Annotated in this window: 15 protein-coding genes and 2 tRNA genes; 16 read left to right on the top strand and 1 reads right to left on the bottom strand. The window is 52.7% G+C overall.

Features of this window, described 5'->3' with window-relative positions:
• From ftsH to V5P19_RS15640, 5 genes are all read left to right on the top strand, one after another.
• Window positions 1–1935 carry an ATP-dependent zinc metalloprotease FtsH gene (gene ftsH, locus V5P19_RS15660; RefSeq protein ID WP_334404848.1) on the top strand — a complete coding sequence of 645 codons (1935 nt, stop codon included), beginning with the start codon at window positions 1–3 and terminating at the stop codon, window positions 1933–1935.
• A gap of 98 nt (window positions 1936–2033) precedes the next feature.
• Window positions 2034–2882: a dihydropteroate synthase gene (gene folP / locus V5P19_RS15655; protein ID WP_334404846.1), complete on the top strand. Its 849-nt coding sequence runs from the start codon at window positions 2034–2036 to the stop codon at window positions 2880–2882.
• Complete coding sequence (gene glmM, locus V5P19_RS15650) at window positions 2875–4212, top strand: phosphoglucosamine mutase (RefSeq protein WP_334404844.1); 1338 nt, start codon at window positions 2875–2877, stop codon at window positions 4210–4212. The genes folP and glmM overlap by 8 nt, the downstream gene beginning before the upstream one ends.
• A gap of 224 nt (window positions 4213–4436) precedes the next feature.
• Window positions 4437–4769 (top strand): preprotein translocase subunit SecG, encoded by a 333-nt coding sequence (gene secG, locus V5P19_RS15645; protein WP_003861803.1) that lies wholly within the window; start codon window positions 4437–4439, stop codon window positions 4767–4769.
• Window positions 4770–4778: 9 nt separating this feature from the next.
• Window positions 4779–4865, top strand: a tRNA-Leu gene (locus V5P19_RS15640).
• 108 nt (window positions 4866–4973) lie between these two features.
• On the opposite strand, the gene argG is transcribed toward V5P19_RS15640, so the two are convergent.
• Window positions 4974–6320, bottom strand: coding sequence for an argininosuccinate synthase (gene argG, locus V5P19_RS15635; RefSeq protein WP_334404842.1), 1347 nt, complete (start codon window positions 6318–6320; stop codon window positions 4974–4976).
• Window positions 6321–6607: 287 nt separating this feature from the next.
• Between argG and V5P19_RS15630 the strand changes: the two genes are divergently transcribed.
• The 11 genes from V5P19_RS15630 (at window position 6608) to V5P19_RS15580 (ending at window position 18908) form a co-directional block, all read left to right on the top strand.
• Window positions 6608–6684, top strand: a tRNA-Met gene (locus V5P19_RS15630).
• A 207-nt stretch (window positions 6685–6891) separates the two neighbouring features.
• Window positions 6892–7344, top strand: a complete 453-nt coding sequence (gene rimP, locus V5P19_RS15625) for a ribosome maturation factor RimP (protein ID WP_334404840.1) — start codon at window positions 6892–6894, stop codon at window positions 7342–7344.
• A 28-nt stretch (window positions 7345–7372) separates the two neighbouring features.
• Complete coding sequence (gene nusA / locus V5P19_RS15620; protein ID WP_334404838.1) at window positions 7373–8875, top strand: transcription termination factor NusA; 1503 nt, start codon at window positions 7373–7375, stop codon at window positions 8873–8875.
• A gap of 24 nt (window positions 8876–8899) precedes the next feature.
• The gene (gene infB / locus V5P19_RS15615) at window positions 8900–11587 is read left to right on the top strand and encodes a translation initiation factor IF-2 (protein WP_334404836.1); all 2688 of its coding nucleotides are present in this window, start codon (window positions 8900–8902) and stop codon (window positions 11585–11587) included.
• An 89-nt stretch (window positions 11588–11676) separates the two neighbouring features.
• Window positions 11677–12081 carry a 30S ribosome-binding factor RbfA gene (gene rbfA, locus V5P19_RS15610; protein WP_334404834.1) on the top strand — a complete coding sequence of 135 codons (405 nt, stop codon included), beginning with the start codon at window positions 11677–11679 and terminating at the stop codon, window positions 12079–12081.
• The gene (gene truB, locus V5P19_RS15605; RefSeq protein WP_334404831.1) at window positions 12081–13031 is read left to right on the top strand and encodes a tRNA pseudouridine(55) synthase TruB; all 951 of its coding nucleotides are present in this window, start codon (window positions 12081–12083) and stop codon (window positions 13029–13031) included. Before rbfA ends, truB begins: the two co-directional genes overlap by 1 nt.
• Window positions 13032–13186: 155 nt before the next feature.
• A complete protein-coding gene (rpsO, locus tag V5P19_RS15600) occupies window positions 13187–13456 on the top strand; it encodes a 30S ribosomal protein S15 (RefSeq protein ID WP_002434239.1) in 270 nt (89 codons plus the stop codon).
• 242 nt (window positions 13457–13698) lie between these two features.
• A complete protein-coding gene (gene pnp / locus V5P19_RS15595; protein WP_334404825.1) occupies window positions 13699–15837 on the top strand; it encodes a polyribonucleotide nucleotidyltransferase in 2139 nt (712 codons plus the stop codon).
• A 107-nt stretch (window positions 15838–15944) separates the two neighbouring features.
• Window positions 15945–16829 (top strand): lipoprotein NlpI, encoded by an 885-nt coding sequence (gene nlpI / locus V5P19_RS15590; protein WP_334404823.1) that lies wholly within the window; start codon window positions 15945–15947, stop codon window positions 16827–16829.
• A gap of 107 nt (window positions 16830–16936) precedes the next feature.
• Window positions 16937–17017: a protein YrbN gene (gene yrbN / locus V5P19_RS15585; protein ID WP_097397692.1), complete on the top strand. Its 81-nt coding sequence runs from the start codon at window positions 16937–16939 to the stop codon at window positions 17015–17017.
• Window positions 17010–18908 carry a DEAD/DEAH family ATP-dependent RNA helicase gene (locus tag V5P19_RS15580; RefSeq protein ID WP_334404821.1) on the top strand — a complete coding sequence of 633 codons (1899 nt, stop codon included), beginning with the start codon at window positions 17010–17012 and terminating at the stop codon, window positions 18906–18908. Before yrbN ends, V5P19_RS15580 begins: the two co-directional genes overlap by 8 nt.
• The last annotated feature ends 35 nt before the right edge of the window (window positions 18909–18943 follow it).

The following is an 18943-nucleotide window of genomic DNA, read 5'->3' as shown; positions in this document are numbered from 1 at the left end:
ATGGCGAAAAACCTAATACTCTGGCTGGTCATTGCCGTTGTGCTGATGTCAGTATTCCAGAGCTTTGGGCCCAGCGAGTCGAATGGCCGCAAGGTGGACTATTCTACCTTCCTGCAGGAGGTCAATCAGGACCAGGTTCGCGAAGCGCGTATCAATGGACGTGAGATCAACGTTACCAAGAAAGATAGTAACCGTTACACGACCTACATCCCGGTGAACGATCCTAAGCTGCTTGATAACCTTCTGACCAAAAACGTCAAGGTGGTTGGTGAGCCGCCAGAAGAACCAAGCCTGCTGGCTTCTATCTTCATCTCCTGGTTCCCGATGCTGCTTCTTATCGGTGTCTGGATCTTCTTTATGCGTCAGATGCAGGGCGGCGGTGGCAAAGGTGCCATGTCGTTCGGTAAGAGCAAAGCGCGCATGCTGACGGAAGACCAGATCAAGACCACCTTCGCTGACGTTGCAGGTTGTGACGAAGCGAAAGAAGAGGTGGGTGAGCTGGTAGAATACCTGCGTGAGCCGAGCCGTTTCCAGAAACTGGGCGGTAAGATCCCGAAAGGCGTCCTGATGGTCGGCCCTCCGGGTACCGGTAAAACCCTGCTGGCGAAAGCCATCGCAGGTGAAGCGAAGGTACCGTTCTTTACTATTTCAGGTTCTGACTTCGTTGAAATGTTCGTGGGTGTTGGCGCATCTCGTGTGCGTGACATGTTCGAGCAGGCCAAAAAGGCAGCACCGTGCATTATCTTCATCGATGAAATCGATGCCGTGGGCCGCCAGCGTGGCGCAGGCCTCGGCGGTGGTCACGATGAACGTGAACAGACGCTGAACCAGATGCTGGTTGAGATGGACGGCTTCGAAGGTAACGAAGGTATTATCGTTATCGCGGCAACCAACCGTCCGGACGTACTTGACCCTGCACTGCTGCGTCCAGGCCGTTTCGACCGTCAGGTTGTGGTCGGTCTGCCGGATGTTCGTGGTCGTGAACAGATTCTGAAAGTACACATGCGTCGCGTACCGCTGTCTCCAGATATCGATGCGGCAATCATTGCGCGCGGTACCCCGGGCTTCTCCGGTGCGGACCTGGCTAACCTGGTGAACGAAGCAGCGCTTTTTGCCGCTCGCGGTAATAAACGCGTCGTGTCTATGGTGGAATTCGAGAAAGCGAAAGACAAAATTATGATGGGTGCGGAACGTCGCTCCATGGTGATGACGGAAGCGCAGAAAGAGTCTACTGCCTACCACGAAGCGGGGCATGCGATAATTGGTCGTCTGGTACCGGAGCACGATCCGGTACACAAAGTGACTATCATCCCGCGCGGCCGCGCACTGGGTGTGACCTTCTTCCTGCCTGAAGGCGACGCGATCAGCGCCAGCCGTCAGAAACTGGAAAGTCAGATTTCGACCCTCTACGGCGGTCGTCTGGCGGAAGAGATCATCTACGGTGTTGAACATGTTTCTACCGGTGCGTCCAACGACATTAAAGTTGCGACAAATCTGGCACGTAACATGGTGACCCAGTGGGGCTTCTCCGACAAACTCGGTCCGCTGCTGTATGCAGAGGAAGAGGGCGAAGTATTCCTGGGCCGCTCTGTGGCAAAAGCGAAACATATGTCCGATGAAACGGCTCGTATCATCGACCAGGAAGTGAAGGCACTGATCGAACGCAACTACGGTCGCGCGCGTGAAATCCTGAACGACAATCTGGATATTCTGCATTCGATGAAAGACGCGCTCATGAAATATGAGACTATCGATGCACCACAGATTGACGACCTGATGGCCCGTCGCGAAGTGCGTCCGCCAGCAGGCTGGGAAGACCCAGGCGCTTCCAATAATTCTGACAATAATGGCACCCCGCGTGCACCGCGTCCGGTCGATGAGCCGCGTACGCCAAACCCGGGTAATACCATGTCAGAACAGTTGGGTGACAAGTAAGTCACTGCTTTTGAAAAGTATGTTTGTACTTCAAACCCTGGAGCTTGCTCCGGGGTTTTTCTTTTCTGTTTAACCATATTAATCTCAGGGATTTTGCCATGAAATTATTCGCCCAGGACTCGCATCTCGATCTCTCACATCCGCATGTGATGGGTATCCTGAATGTCACCCCTGACTCCTTCTCTGACGGCGGTACGCATAACACGCTTATCGAGGCGGTTAGGCACGCAAATTTAATGATCAATGCGGGTGCCACCATTATTGATGTTGGCGGAGAGTCGACGCGTCCAGGCGCGGCGGATGTTTCTGTGGAAGAGGAACTGGCGCGCGTGGTGCCGGTCGTTGACGCTATCGCACAGCGCTTCGAAGTCTGGATATCGGTTGATACATCTAAGCCTGAGGTCATCCGCGAAGTTGCGCGAGTAGGCGCTCACATTATCAATGATATCCGGTCGCTCACCGAGCCGGGCGCGCTTGAAGCGGCGGCAGAGACTGGGCTACCGGTTTGCCTGATGCATATGCAGGGTCAGCCTAAAACGATGCAGGAAGCCCCAAAATACGACGATGTGTTTGCCGATGTAAATCGCTTCTTTATTGAGCACATCGAACGCTGTGAACGTGCGGGTATCGCAAAAGAGAAATTGCTGCTCGACCCGGGGTTCGGTTTCGGTAAAAATCTCTCTCACAATTATGCGCTGCTTTCACGCTTGTCCGAATTTCATCACTTCAATCTGCCGCTGCTGGTTGGCATGTCCAGAAAGTCGATGATTGGACAGTTACTGAATGTAGGGCCGACTGAGCGCTTAAGTGGCAGCCTGGCTTGCGCGGTGATTGCAGCGATGCAGGGAGCACACATTATTCGTGTCCATGACGTCAAAGAAACAGTAGAAGCAATGCGTGTGGTGGAAGCCACACTGGCAGCGAAGGAAAACAAACGCTATGAGTAATCGTAAATATTTTGGCACTGATGGTATCCGTGGGCGCGTTGGTGATGCTCCAATCACTCCTGATTTTGTCCTGAAGCTCGGCTGGGCGGCGGGTAAAGTTTTGGCACGCCATGGTTCACGTAAGATCATCATCGGCAAGGATACCCGCATCTCTGGCTATATGCTGGAGTCCGCATTGGAAGCGGGTCTGGCGGCTGCCGGACTTTCAGCTTCCTTTACGGGGCCTATGCCAACCCCAGCGGTTGCCTATCTGACGCGTACTTTCCGTGCTGAAGCGGGTATTGTTATTTCGGCCTCACATAACCCGTTCTATGACAACGGCATCAAGTTCTTCTCCATCGACGGCACCAAGCTGCCAGATGATGTGGAAGAAGCTATCGAAGCCGAGATGGAAAAAGAGATCACCTGCGTGGACTCGGCCGAGCTGGGTAAAGCGAACCGTATTGTCGATGCCGCCGGACGTTACATTGAATTCTGCAAAGGCACGTTCCCGAATGAACTGAGTCTGGCCCACCTGAAGATTGTGGTGGACTGCGCAAACGGTGCGACCTACCACATTGCGCCAAATGTTTTCCGCGAGCTGGGTGCGACGGTAATCACCATCGGCTGCGAACCTGATGGTCTAAACATCAACGAACAAGTTGGTGCGACTGACGTTCGTGCACTGCAGGCGCGTGTTCTGGCAGAAAAAGCCGATCTTGGGATTGCGCTGGATGGTGACGGCGATCGCGTGATCATGGTTGACCACGAAGGTAATAAGGTCGACGGCGATCAGATTCTGTATATCATCGCGCGTGAAGGTCTGCGTCAGGGTCAACTTCGCGGCGGTGCGGTTGGTACGTTGATGAGCAACATGGGTCTGGAGCTGGCGCTGAAACAGCTGGGGATCCCGTTTGTCCGCGCGAAAGTGGGCGACCGCTATGTGCTAGAAAAACTGCAGGAGAAAGGCTGGCGCATCGGTGCTGAAAACTCCGGCCACGTTATTCTGCTGGATAAAACCACCACCGGTGACGGTATTGTCGCGGGTCTGCAGGTCGTGGCCGCTATGGCGCGCAACCATATGAGCCTGCACGATCTCTGCAGCGGTATGAAAATGTTCCCGCAGATCCTGGTGAACGTGCGATTCACCGCGGGCAATGGCGATCCGCTGGAAAGTGAAAATGTGAAAGCGGTAATGGCCGAGGTTGAATCTGCACTGGGTAACCGTGGTCGCGTTCTGCTGCGTAAGTCCGGAACCGAACCTCTCATTCGCGTGATGGTGGAAGGCGAAGATGAAGCGCAGGTCACTGAGTTCGCCCATCGAATTGCCGATGCGGTAAAAGCTGCATAATGTTTCGCAGTAAGTGACTAAAAAGGCGGCGCTTGCTGCCTTTGTTTTAAGCAATTAATGGCTTTTTGCTGTTTTTTTCCGCAGTTGATACAATGCGTCGAAAATGCCCTTGCGAAGGTCATTCGCTTTGGTTAGTATTCACACCCGCTTCAGTGGGAAACACGAAATCCTGCTAATTGGTCGAAGCATTGGTATGCGGCAAATCCGCAAGGAACAGGTTGATTATGTACGAAGCTCTTTTAGTTATTTTCCTTATTGTAGCCATCGCTCTTGTAGCGCTGATCATGCTGCAGCAAGGTAAAGGCGCTGATATGGGAGCCTCCTTCGGAGCAGGCGCTTCCGGTACGCTGTTTGGCTCAAGTGGTTCTGCGAACTTCATGACCCGTACAACGGCGATTCTGGCTACGCTGTTCTTCATCATCAGTCTGGTGCTGGGCAATATCAACAGCAACAAGACCAGTAAAGGAAGCGAGTGGGAAAATCTGAGTGCGCCAGCGAAAACTGAGCAGACTCAGCCAGCTGCACCGGCTAAGCCAACCAGCGATATCCCGCAGTAAGTATTCAGTACCGAGGTGGTGGAATTGGTAGACACGCTACCTTGAGGTGGTAGTGCCCTAACGGGCTTGTGGGTTCGAGTCCCATCCTCGGTACCAATATTCCAGAAGAAAGACGTCGAAAGACGTCTTTTTTTTCGTCTGTCGTTTATTGGATACCCCTATAAAAAAAGCGCCCATTGGGCGCCTTTTACATTTTTCTGGCGATTACTTCTTATCGCTATGTTCCAGGTTTTCAACTTGCGGCAGACCGTTACCGGAGCTGGCAGAGAGCAAACCATTCTCAATATAGTTAAACAGCTTCTCACGGGTATCGGTGATGTCCAGGTTACGCATGGTCAGTTGACCAATACGATCGTCTGGAGAAAACACGGAGTCACCTTTTTCCATGGTCAGACGCTCTGCTTTATACGTCAGGTTGTCAGAGGCGGTGTTCAGGATGGAGTAGTCATTACCGCGACGCAGCTCCAGGGTCACTTCACCCGTGATTGCACTTGCCACCCAACGCTGCAGAGCATCACGCAGCATCAATGCCTGCGGATCGAACCAGCGGCCCTGATACAGCAGTTTACCCAGTTGGCGACCATGAGAGTGATACTGTTCAATGGTGTCTTCGTTATGAATACCAGTAAGAAGACGCTCATAGGCGATATGCAGCAGCGCCATTCCAGGAGCTTCGTAGATACCGCGACTTTTCGCTTCAATGATACGGTTTTCAATCTGATCGCTCATGCCCAGACCATGGCGACCGCCGATGCGGTTTGCTTCCAGCATCAGTTCAACATCGTCAGAGAAGGTCTTCCCATTCAACGCAACCGGATGACCACGATCGAAACGCACGGTCACTTCTTCGGCCTGGATTTTGACATTTTCGTCCCAGAACTTCACACCCATGATTGGGTTGACGATCTTCACGCTGGAGTTCAGGAATTCCAGATCTTTTGCTTCATGCGTCGCACCCAGCATGTTGGAATCGGTTGAGTACGCTTTCTCAACAGACATCTTGTAGTCAAAGCCGCAGGCAATCATAAACTCGGACATTTCATGACGACCGCCCAGCTCGTCGATAAAATCGGTATCCAGCCACGGTTTGTAAATCTGCAGCTCAGCGTTGGTCAGCAGGCCATAACGATAAAAACGCTCAATATCGTTGCCTTTATAGGTGCTGCCGTCACCCCAGATGTTTACGCCATCTTCTTTCATGGCGGCAACAAGCATGGTACCGGTCACTGCGCGGCCCAGCGGGGTTGTGTTAAAATAGGTCAGGCCGCCAGTCGTATTATGGAAGGCACCACACTGGATCGCAGCAATACCTTCTGCCACCAGTTGCTTACGGCAGTCAATCAGTCGCGCGTTCTCTGCGCCATACTCCATGGCACGGCGAGGAATCGCATCATAATCGTCCTCATCCGGCTGACCCAGGTTCGCAGTATATGCATACGGAACCGCTCCCTTTTGGCGCATCCACAGCAGTGCAGCGCTGGTATCCAGGCCGCCTGAAAAAGCGATGCCAATACGTTGTCCTACCGGGAGATGCTTGAGAATCGTCGTCATAAAATAAAACCCTGCTTGATTGACTGATTAAGAGACCGTTTTCGCTCTTGATGCATGTTTATGCAAAATAAGTGAGTATTCATTTAATCATCTTTTACCGATGACCGGAAGAGACTCGTGCATTTTTTGTCAAAATTTCCCTCTTTATTACCTGGTAGAAGTTGGGTTGACAGGAGGGGTCTACTATCAATATACTGAACGCCGATTTAACGTCCCGTCTTCGGTACCAAATCCCAGCATTATTTGCAAATTCTCTCTAAAACGCGTAGAATTTGCCACGTTTCAGGCGCGGGGTGGAGCAGCCTGGTAGCTCGTCGGGCTCATAACCCGAAGGTCGTCGGTTCAAATCCGGCCCCCGCAACCACTTTCCCATAAAGTTCTTTTTCAAATATACTGTGAAGACTCAGAGCCTTCGTAGCTGGATTTGAAAGAATTCTTTCGGAGAGTGCTCCAGGCCACCGTTGTGGCTATAGGGTTCAGTTATCTAAAGCCCCGATTTATCGGGGTTTTTTGTTATCTGACTACAGAATAACTGGGCTTTACGCCCTTTTTTTATGTCTTGGGGGTGGGCTTGTCCACATTAGAGCAAAAATTAACAGAGATGATTACTGCACCGGTCGAAGCACTGGGCTACGAACTGGTTGGCATCGAATTCGTTCGCGGCCGCACATCGACGCTGCGCATCTATATTGATAGTGAAGATGGCATCAATGTTGATGATTGTGCTGATGTTAGCCACCAGGTCAGTGCGGTGATGGATGTTGAAGATCCGATTACCGTCGCGTACAACCTGGAAGTTTCCTCACCTGGCCTCGATCGTCCGATGTTTACGGCCGAGCACTATGTGCGCTTTACTGGTGAAGAAGTGGCTCTCGTTTTGCGTATGGCCGTACAGAACCGCCGCAAATGGCAGGGTGTCATCAAATCCGTAGAAGGTGAGATGATCACGGTGACAGTCGAAGGCAAAGATGAAGTGTTCGCGCTGAGTAATATCCAGAAGGCGAACCTGGTTCCCCACTTTTAACAGTCTGGATTGAGGTGAAAAGCCCGCGATGAACAAAGAAATTTTGGCTGTTGTTGAAGCCGTCTCCAACGAGAAATCACTGCCGCGTGAGAAGATTTTCGAAGCGCTGGAAAGTGCACTGGCTACAGCAACCAAGAAAAAATACGAACAAGAGATCGATGTTCGCGTAGAAATCGATCGTAAAAGCGGTGACTTCGATACTTTCCGTCGTTGGGTAATCGTAGAAGAAGTGACCCAGCCGACTAAAGAGATCACGCTGGAAGCAGCACGTTACGAAGACGAAAGTCTGAACGTGGGTGAGTATGTTGAAGATCAGATTGAATCTGTCACCTTCGACCGTATCACGACTCAGACCGCGAAGCAGGTTATCGTGCAGAAAGTGCGTGAAGCTGAGCGCGCGCTGGTTGTCGATCAGTTCCGCGATCAGGAAGGCGAAATCATCACGGGTGTGGTGAAGAAAGTGAACCGCGACAACATCTCTCTGGAAATCAAATCAGAAGGGTTGCCGGGTAACGCTGAAGCTGTGATCCTGCGTGAAGATATGCTGCCGCGTGAAAACTTCCGCCCTGGCGACCGTATCCGTGGTGTTCTGTATGCTGTGCGTCCAGAAGCACGTGGTGCGCAGCTGTTCGTGACCCGTTCTAAACCAGAAATGCTGGTTGAACTGTTCCGTATCGAAGTGCCAGAAATTGGCGAAGAAGTTATCGAGATCAAAGCAGCGGCCCGCGATCCGGGTTCTCGTGCAAAGATCGCGGTGAAAACGAACGACAAGCGTATCGACCCTGTCGGTGCTTGCGTGGGTATGCGTGGCGCGCGTGTTCAGGCGGTTTCTACCGAACTGGGCGGCGAGCGTATCGATATCGTCCTTTGGGACGACAATCCGGCGCAGTTCGTAATCAACGCAATGGCTCCGGCTGATGTGGCGTCTATCGTTGTTGACGAAGACAAACACACCATGGATATCGCTGTAGAAGCGGGCAACCTGGCGCAGGCGATCGGCCGTAACGGTCAGAACGTACGCCTGGCGTCACAGCTGAGCGGCTGGGAACTCAACGTAATGACCGTTGATGACCTGCAGGCTAAGCACCAGGCTGAAGCCCACGCGGCGATTGATACCTTCACTAAATACCTGGATATTGACGAAGATTTCGCCACTGTTCTGGTTGAAGAAGGTTTCTCTACGCTGGAAGAACTGGCCTATGTGCCAATGAAAGAGCTGCTGGAAATTGACGGTCTGGATGAATCAACCGTTGAAGCCCTGCGTGAACGCGCTAAAAACGCACTGACCACCCTGGCACTGGCTCAGGAAGAAAGCCTTGGTGATAACAAGCCGGCTGATGACCTGCTGAATCTGGAAGGTCTTGATCGTGCGATTGCGTTCAAGCTGGCTGCCCGTGGTGTTTGTACGCTGGAAGATCTCGCTGAGCAAGGCGTTGATGACCTGGCTGATATCGAAGGTTTAACCGACGAGAAAGCCGGCGAGCTCATCATGGCCGCACGTAATATTTGCTGGTTCGGCGACGAAGCGTAATAAACTGTAGCAGGAAGGAACAGCATGACTGATGTAACTGTAAAATCGCTGGCTGCCGAGATTCAGACCTCCGTGGACCGCCTGGTACAGCAATTTGCTGATGCAGGGATCCCGAAGGCTGCTGATGACTCGGTGACTGCGAACGAAAAACAAACCTTGTTAGCGCACTTGAACCGTGAACACGGTTCAACGCCTGACAAGCTGACGCTGCAGCGCAAAACGCGCAGCACGTTGAACATTCCTGGTACCGGTGGTAAAAGCAAATCGGTACAAATTGAAGTCCGCAAGACACGCACCTTTGTAAAACGTGATCCGCAAGAGGCAGAACGCCTTGCTGCGGAAGAGCAGGCACAGCGTGAAGCGGAAGAACAAGCTCAGCGTGAGGCAGAAGCAACTGCCAAACGTGAAGCAGAATTAAAAGCTGAACGTGAGGCCGCAGAAAAAGCGAAACGCGACGCAAGTGATAAAGTGAAGCGTGACGCTGCGGAAAAAGACAAAGTGAGCAATCAACAGACCGACGAAATGACAAAAACTGCCCAGGCTGAAAAAGCCCGCCGTGAAAATGAAGCTGCCGAGCTGAAGCGCAAAGCGGAAGAAGAAGCCCGCCGCAAGCTTGAAGAAGAAGCTCGCCGTGTTGCTGAAGAAGCGCGCCGTATGGCAGAAGAAAATGAAAAGAATGGTGTGAATACCGCTGAACCGACTGAAGACAACAGCGATTATCACGTTACCACTTCCCAGCATGCACGCCAGGCAGAAGACGACAACGACCGTGAAGTTGAAGGTGGTCGTAGCCGTACTCGCACGACTAAAGCTGCGCGTCCAGCGAAAAAAGGCAACAAGCACGCTGAATCCAAAGCTGACCGTGAAGAAGCGCGTGCAGCGGTTCGCGGTGGTAAAGGTGGCAAGCGTAAAGGTTCCGCTCTGCAGCAGGGCTTCCAGAAGCCAGCTCAGGCCGTAAACCGTGACGTTGTGATCGGCGAAACCATCACCGTTGGCGATCTGGCTAACAAGATGGCGGTTAAAGGCTCTCAGGTCATCAAAGCGATGATGAAGCTGGGCGCTATGGCAACCATCAACCAGGTCATCGACCAGGAAACCGCACAGCTGGTTGCCGAAGAGATGGGCCACAAAGTTATCCTGCGTCGTGAGAACGAGCTGGAAGAAGCAGTAATGAGCGACCGTGACACTGGCGCAGCGGCTGAACCGCGCGCACCAGTTGTGACCATCATGGGTCACGTTGACCACGGTAAAACCTCTCTGCTTGACTACATTCGTTCTACTAAGGTTGCATCTGGCGAAGCGGGTGGTATTACCCAGCATATCGGTGCTTACCACGTAGAAACCGACAACGGCATGATCACCTTCCTGGATACCCCTGGCCACGCAGCGTTTACCTCAATGCGTGCTCGTGGTGCTCAGGCAACGGATATCGTAGTTCTGGTTGTTGCTGCTGATGATGGCGTGATGCCACAGACCATTGAAGCAATCCAGCACGCAAAAGCGGCGCAGGTGCCTCTGGTTGTTGCAGTCAACAAAATCGATAAGCCAGAAGCTGACATGGATCGCGTTAAGAACGAACTGTCCCAGTACGGCGTTATGCCGGAAGAGTGGGGCGGCGAAGCGCAGTTCATCCCAGTATCTGCGAAAGCCGGTACCGGTATTGACGACCTTCTGAACGCTATCCTGCTGCAGGCTGAAGTTCTGGAGTTGAAAGCGATCCGTAACGGTATGGCGAGCGGCGCGGTCATCGAATCCTTCCTGGATAAAGGTCGTGGTCCGGTTGCAACCGTTCTGGTTCGCGAAGGTACCCTGAACAAGGGCGACATTGTCCTGTGTGGCTTTGAATACGGCCGTGTTCGTGCGATGCGTAACGAACTGGGTCAGGAAGTGCTGGAAGCGGGTCCGTCCATTCCAGTGGAAATCCTGGGTCTGTCCGGTGTTCCGGCAGCCGGTGACGAAGTGACTGTTGTGCGTGACGAGAAGAAAGCGCGTGAAGTTGCACTGTATCGTCAGGGTAAATTCCGTGAAGTTAAACTGGCTCGTCAGCAGAAATCTAAACTCGAGAACATGTTTGCTAACATGACCGAAGGCGAAGTTCATGAAGTGAACATCGTTCTGAAAGCTGACGTTCAGGGTTCTGTGGAAGCGATCTCCGACTCCTTGCTGAAACTGTCTACTGACGAAGTTAAAGTGAAGATCATCGGTTCTGGCGTAGGTGGTATCACCGAAACCGACGCAACCCTGGCTGCAGCGTCTAACGCTATCCTGGTTGGCTTCAACGTTCGTGCTGACGCCTCTGCGCGTAAAGTTATCGATGCTGAAAGTCTGGATCTGCGTTACTACTCCGTCATCTATAACCTGATCGACGAAGTTAAAGCAGCAATGAGCGGCATGCTGTCACCGGAGCTGAAACAGCAGATTATCGGTCTGGCTGAAGTACGTGACGTGTTCAAATCACCGAAATTCGGTGCTATCGCAGGCTGTATGGTTACCGAAGGCCTCATCAAGCGTCACAACCCAATCCGCGTCCTGCGTGACAACGTGGTTATCTATGAAGGCGAGCTGGAATCTCTGCGCCGCTTCAAAGATGACGTTAACGAAGTTCGTAACGGCATGGAATGTGGTATCGGCGTGAAGAACTACAACGATGTTCGCGTTGGCGATATGATCGAAGTGTTCGAGATCATCGAAATCCAGCGTACCATTGCGTAACGATCGAGAGTAAGCCGGGATAGCCTCGCGCCACCCGGCAATAATTTTAAAAAGGGGCTTTAGCCCCTTTTTTGTCTGGAGAATTTATTATGGCGAAAGAATTTGGTCGCCCACAGCGCGTAGCGCAGGAAATGCAGAAAGAAATCGCTCTCATTCTGCAACGTGAAATTAAAGACCCACGCCTGGGCATGATGACCACCGTGTCTGGCGTGGAAATGTCCCGTGACCTGGCTTATGCCAAAGTGTTCGTGACCTTCCTGAACGATCAGGATGAAGCAGCAGTGAAGAACGGCATCAAAGCGCTGCAGGAAGCCTCTGGATTTATCCGCTCTCTGCTCGGCAAAGCGATGCGGTTGCGTATCGTGCCTGAGCTGACCTTCTTCTACGACAACTCGTTGGTCGAAGGTATGCGTATGTCCAACCTGGTGACCAGCGTGGTGAAACACGACGACGAGCGTCGTGTGAATCCGACGGACGACAGCAAGGAGGATTGATGAGTCGTCCTCGTCGTCGTGGGCGCGACGTGCATGGTGTGCTGCTGTTGGATAAACCCCAGGGCGCTTCCAGCAACGACGTGCTGCAAAAAGTTAAGCGTATCTTCAACGCCAACCGTGCGGGACATACCGGTGCGCTGGATCCGCTGGCGACCGGCATGTTGCCGGTTTGCCTGGGAGAGGCGACTAAATTTTCCCAGTATCTGCTGGATTCCGACAAACGCTATCGCGTGGTTGCCAGGCTTGGCCAGCGTACGGACACTTCAGATGCGGATGGTCAAATTGTTGAAGAGCGTCCGGTAACGTTCAGCGCAGAGCAACTTGATGCTGCGCTGGAAAGTTTCCGTGGCGATACGCTGCAGGTGCCGTCGATGTATTCGGCACTCAAGTATCAGGGTAAGAAACTCTACGAGTACGCGCGCCAGAGCATTGACGTCCCGCGCGAAGCCCGTCCGATTACGGTGTATGAGCTGCTCTTTATTCGCCACGAAGGCGATGAAATTGAGCTGGAAGTTCACTGTTCGAAAGGGACCTATATTCGTACCATTATTGACGACCTGGGCGAAAAGCTGGGCTGCGGTGCGCATGTTATTTACCTGCGTCGCCTGGCTGTCAGCAAATATCCCGTCGAGCGGATGGTAACCCTTGAACATCTTCATGCGCTGGTCGAACAGGCGGAAGAGCAGGGGATTGCTGCGGCAGATTTGCTTGATCCGCTGCTAATGCCAATGGATAGCCCGGCATCTGATTTCCCGATTGTTAATCTCCCTTTAACATCGTCCGTTTACTTTAAAAACGGAAACCCGGTTCGCACGACCGATGCGCCGCTCAGCGGCCTGGTGCGCGTGACCGAAGGTGATGACGGTAAATTTATCGGTATGGGCGAAATGGATGGTGAAGGACGCGTTGCCCCACGCCGACTGGTCGTCGAATACCCTGTTGAAGCTTAACGGTGATAACGGCTCACCTTGCGATAAGCAGGGGAGACGAGTAGAATATCGCCGCTTGACGTCTGGCAAATTGTTTAACATTTTGCGAGGCGTACACTGGGATTGCTGAATTAGAGATCGGCATCCTTACATTCTTTATACTTTGGAGTTTTAAAATGTCTCTAAGCGTTGAAGCTAAAGCTAAAATCGTTTCTGAGTTTGGTCGTGGTACTAACGACAGCGGTTCTACCGAAGTTCAGGTTGCACTGCTGACTGCACAGATTAACCACCTGCAGGGTCACTTTGCAGAGCACAAAAAAGATCACCACAGCCGTCGTGGTCTGCTGCGTATGGTTTCTCAGCGTCGTAAACTGCTCGACTACCTGAAACGTAAAGATGTTGCACGCTACACCTCGCTGATCGAGCGTCTGGGTCTGCGTCGCTAAGTCTTGCGAGTTTCAGAAAAGGGGGCCTGATGGCCCCTTTTTTCAACCAGACGGCAGCAATTCACTGGAAACTATTGTATTGTTGCTATAAATGATCTTCATTGCAGAGGTTCGCGCGGCTAATGAGAGGCTTCACCCATGGGGGTGTCGGTTGTCATTAGTCGCGAGGATGCGAAGAAGGTCGGGTTAAATCGTCAGCACGCCGGTGGTGTGCTGTCAAACATTTAAGAAAGGACAGAACTTTGCTGAATCCGATCGTTCGTAAATTCCAGTATGGTCAACACACCGTCACGCTGGAAACCGGCATGATGGCGCGTCAGGCTACTGCTGCCGTTATGGTAAGCATGGATGATACCGCAGTCTTCGTGACTGTTGTTGGCCAGAAAAAAGCAAAACCAGGTCAGGATTTCTTCCCGCTGACCGTTAACTACCAGGAGCGTACTTACGCTGCCGGTAAAATCCCGGGTGGTTTTTTCCGTCGTGAAGGCCGTCCAAGCGAAGGCGAAACCCTGATTGCGCGTCTGATTGACCGCCCGGTTCGTCCGCTGTTCCCGGAAGGCTTCGTAAACGAAGTTCAGGTTATCGCGACCGTTGTTTCCGTTAACCCACAGGTTAACCCGGATATCGTGGCAATGATTGGTGCATCCGCTGCCCTGTCTCTGTCTGGTATTCCATTCAATGGCCCAATCGGTTCCGCGCGCGTTGGCTACATCAACGACCAGTACGTACTGAACCCAACTCAGGAAGAGCTGAAAGAAAGTAAGCTGGACCTGGTTGTTGCAGGTACTGAAGCCGCTGTTCTGATGGTTGAATCCGAAGCAGAACTGCTGAGCGAAGACCAGATGCTGGGTGCCGTGGTATTTGGCCACGAGCAGCAGCAGATCGTTATCCAGAACATCAACGACCTGGTGAAAGAAGCCGGTAAACCACGTTGGGACTGGCAGCCAGAAGCCGTAGACGACGCGCTGAATGCACGCGTTGCGGCACTGGCGGGCGCACGTCTGAGCGATGCATACCGCATCACTGACAAGCAAGAGCGTTACGCGCAGATTGATGTCATCAAATCTGAAACCATCGCTACGCTGGTTGCTGAAGATGAATCTCTGGACGCTAACGAGCTGAGCGAAATTCTGCACGCTATCGAGAAAAATGCTGTTCGTAGCCGCGTACTGGCAGGCGAGCCGCGTATCGATGGTCGTGAGAAAGACATGATCCGCGGTCTGGACGTTCGTACTGGCGTACTGCCACGTACTCACGGTTCTGCACTGTTCACCCGTGGCGAAACTCAGGCGCTGGTTACCGCGACCCTGGGTACTGCGCGTGATGCACAGAACATCGACGAACTGATGGGCGAGCGCACCGACAGCTTCCTGTTCCACTATAACTTCCCTCCGTACTCCGTAGGTGAAACCGGTATGGTTGGTTCGCCTAAGCGTCGTGAAATTGGTCACGGCCGTCTGGCGAAGCGCGGCGTGCTGGCAGTGATGCCAGAAGCAGATAAATTCCCGTACACCGTGCGTGTGGTTTCTGAAATCACCGAATCCAACGGTTCTTCATCCATGGCTTCCGTGTGTGGTGCATCTCTGGCGTTGATGGATGCCGGCGTGCCAATCAAAGCGGCTGTTGCGGGTATCGCAATGGGTCTGGTGAAAGAAGGCGACAACTTTGTTGTGCTGTCTGACATTTTGGGCGACGAAGACCACCTGGGCGATATGGACTTCAAAGTTGCGGGTTCCCGCGACGGTATCTCTGCACTGCAGATGGATATCAAAATTGAAGGTATCACCAAAGAGATCATGCAGGTTGCTCTGAACCAGGCTAAAGGTGCTCGTCTGCACATCCTGGGCGTGATGGAACAGGCGATTAACGCGCCGCGTGGCGATATTTCTCAGTTCGCTCCACGTATTCACACCATCAAGATCAATCCAGACAAGATCAAAGATGTTATCGGTAAAGGCGGTTCCGTAATCCGTGCGCTGACCGAAGAAACCGGCACCACGATCGAAATCGAAGATGACGGTACTGTGAAGATTGCAGCAACCGACGGCGAGAAAGCGAAATTCGCAATCCGTCGCATCGAAGAGATCACCGCAGAAATCGAAGTGGGTCGTGTCTATGCAGGTAAAGTGACCCGTATCGTTGACTTTGGCGCGTTCGTTGCCATCGGTGGCGGTAAAGAAGGTCTGGTTCACATCTCTCAGATCGCTGACAAGCGTGTTGAGAAAGTGACCGATTATCTGCAGATGGGCCAGGAAGTCCCGGTTAAAGTTCTGGAAGTTGACCGCCAGGGCCGTATCCGTCTGAGCATTAAAGAAGCCACCGAGCAGTCTCAGCCTGCAGCTGCGCCAGAAGCGCCAGCAGCAGAACAGCAAGGCGAGTAAGGTTGCCATGCCCTCCGCTTTGCGGAGGGCTTATTATCAGGCAGGACGCCTTGTTAAGCCGCCGGGGGACAGGACGTTCATCCAATAGTTGTCTTCGGGAGTGGGAAATGAAGCCTTTTTTGCGCTGGTGTTTCGTTGCGACAGCTTTAACGCTGGCAGGATGCAGCAACTCTTCCTGGCGTAAGAGCGAAGTCCTCGCAGTGCCATTGCAACCGACTTTGCAACAGGAAGTGATTCTGGCACGCATGGAACAAATTCTTGCCAGTCGGGCTTTAACCGATGATGAACGCGCACAGCTTTTATATGAGCGCGGAGTGTTGTATGATAGTCTCGGTCTGAGGGCATTAGCGCGAAATGATTTTTCACAAGCGCTGGCAATTCGACCTGATATGCCTGAAGTATTCAATTACTTAGGCATATATTTAACGCAGGCAGGCAATTTTGATGCTGCCTATGAAGCGTTTGATTCTGTACTTGAGCTTGATCCAACTTACAACTACGCGCACTTGAATCGCGGTATCGCATTGTACTACGGCGGTCGTGATAAGTTAGCGCAAGATGATCTGCTGGCGTTTTATCATGACGATCCTAATGATCCTTTCCGTAGCCTGTGGCTTTACATCGTTGAGCGTAAGCTTGATGAAAAGCAGGCCAAAGAAGCACTGAAACAGCGCTTCGATAATTCGGACAAGGAACAATGGGGATGGAACATTGTCGAGTTCTACCTGGGGAACATTAGCGAAGCAACGCTGATGGAACGCCTCAAGGCGGACGCAACGGATAACACCTCGCTCGCTGAGCATCTCAGTGAAACCAACTTCTATTTAGGTAAGTACTACCTAAGTCTGGGGGATATGGACAGCGCTACGGCACTGTTCAAATTAGCGGTTGCTAACAACGTACACAACTTCGTTGAGCACCGTTATGCATTGTTGGAATTATCGCTCTTGGGCCAGGAGCAAGATGACCTGGCAGAATCGGACCAGCAATAGCTGACGACATAAACATCAGCCCGTAATCTTTTGATTGCCATCACCTTAACGGGTGAGGGCGTTGTTGTTCGTCAATACACCTACTTTGAGCCGGTTCACACTTTTCAATGAAAATTGCTAATCATTTTCACGATGAGCTAAGTAGACTGGCCGCCATTAATATCGAGGCACTTGTACTACATGGCTGAATTCGAAACCACTTTTGCAGATCTGGGCCTGAAGGCTCCTATCCTTGAAGCCCTTAACGATCTGGGTTACGAAAAACCATCTCCGATCCAGGCAGAATGTATCCCACATCTGCTCTCTGGTCGTGACGTGCTGGGCATGGCCCAGACTGGTAGCGGTAAAACTGCAGCATTCTCACTGCCGCTGCTGCACAACATCGATCCGGACCTGCGTGCACCGCAGATCCTCGTCCTGGCTCCAACCCGTGAACTGGCTGTTCAGGTTGCTGAAGCAATGACGGAATTCTCTAAACATATGCGCGGCGTAAACGTGGTAGCCCTGTACGGCGGCCAGCGTTATGACGTGCAGTTACGCGCCCTGCGCCAGGGTCCACAGATTGTCGTCGGTACGCCGGGCCGTCTGCTGGATCACCTGAAGCGCGGTACTTTGGACCTCTCTAAACTGAGCGGTCTGGTACTGGATGAAGCAGATGAAATGCTGCGTATGGGCTTCATCGAAGACGTAGAAACCATTATGGCGCAGATCCCAGAAGGTCATCAGACCGCTCTGTTCTCTGCAACAATGCCAGAAGCAATCCGTCGCATTACCCGTCGTTTCATGAAAGATCCGCAGGAAGTGCGTATTCAGTCCAGCGTAACCACTCGCCCGGACATCAGCCAGAGTTACTGGTCTGTGTACGGCATGCGCAAAAACGAAGCGCTGGTACGCTTCCTGGAAGCAGAAGATTTTGATGCGGCGATCATCTTCGTTCGTACCAAAAACGCGACTCTGGAAGTGGCTGAAGCTCTGGAACGTAGCGGCTATAACAGCGCAGCGCTGAATGGCGACATGAACCAGGCTCTGCGTGAGCAGACTCTGGAACGTCTGAAGGACGGTCGTCTGGATATCCTGATTGCAACCGACGTGGCAGCACGTGGTCTGGACGTTGAACGTATCAGCCTGGTTGTTAACTACGACATCCCAATGGATTCCGAGTCTTACGTTCACCGTATCGGTCGTACCGGTCGTGCGGGTCGTGCGGGTCGTGCGCTGCTGTTCGTTGAGAACCGTGAACGCCGTCTGCTGCGTAACATCGAACGCACCATGAAGCTGACCATTCCAGAAGCTGAGCTGCCAAACGCAGACCTGCTGGGCAAACGCCGCCTGGAAAAATTCGCCGCGAAAGTTCAGCAGCAGCTGGAAAGCAGCGATCTGGATCAGTACCGTGCGCTGCTGGCACAGATTCAGCCAACCGCTGAAGGCGAAGAGCTGGATATCGAGTCACTGGCTGCAGCGCTGCTGAAAATGGCACAGGGCGAACGTACTCTGATCGTTCCACCAGATGCACCGATGCGTCCTAAGCGTGAATTCCGTGACCGTGACGAGCGTTTCGAACGTCGTGGCGACCGTAACGATCGTAATGACCGTGGTCCGCGTGCTGACCGCCCAGAGCGTGGTGGTGAAGACCGTCCACGTCGTGAGCGTCGTGACGCTGGCGAAATGGAACTGTATCGCATTGAAGTGGGCCGTGATGATGGCGTTGAAGTTCGTCACATCGTTGGCGCGATCGCTAACGAAGGCGACATCAGCAGCCGTTACATCGGTAACATCAAGCTGTTCGGTACGCACTCCACCATCGAACTGCCAAAAGGTATGCCGGGCGAAGTTCTGCAGCACTTTACTCGCACCCGCATCCTGAACAAGCCGATGAATATGCAGCTGATGGGCGATGCAGTACCTCGCACTGACCGTGGCGGCGAACGTCGTGGCGGTGGTCGCAGCTTTGGTGGCGAACGTCGTGAAGGTGCTCGTCCAGAAGGTCGCGCGGGTGAAGGTCGTCGTTTTTCCGGTGAACGCCGTGAAAACCGTGGCCCACGTCGTGATGAAGGCGCAAGCCGTCGCCGTGACGCGTAAGCCTTATGCTACTGACGTAAAGTAAAATATACAGC

The organism is Enterobacter sp. UNJFSC 003 (genome assembly GCF_036903355.1).
Lineage (GTDB): Bacteria > Pseudomonadota > Gammaproteobacteria > Enterobacterales > Enterobacteriaceae > Enterobacter.
Note: the sequence above shows the minus strand (reverse complement) of the source record. Positions and strands in the feature narration are given on the sequence as shown.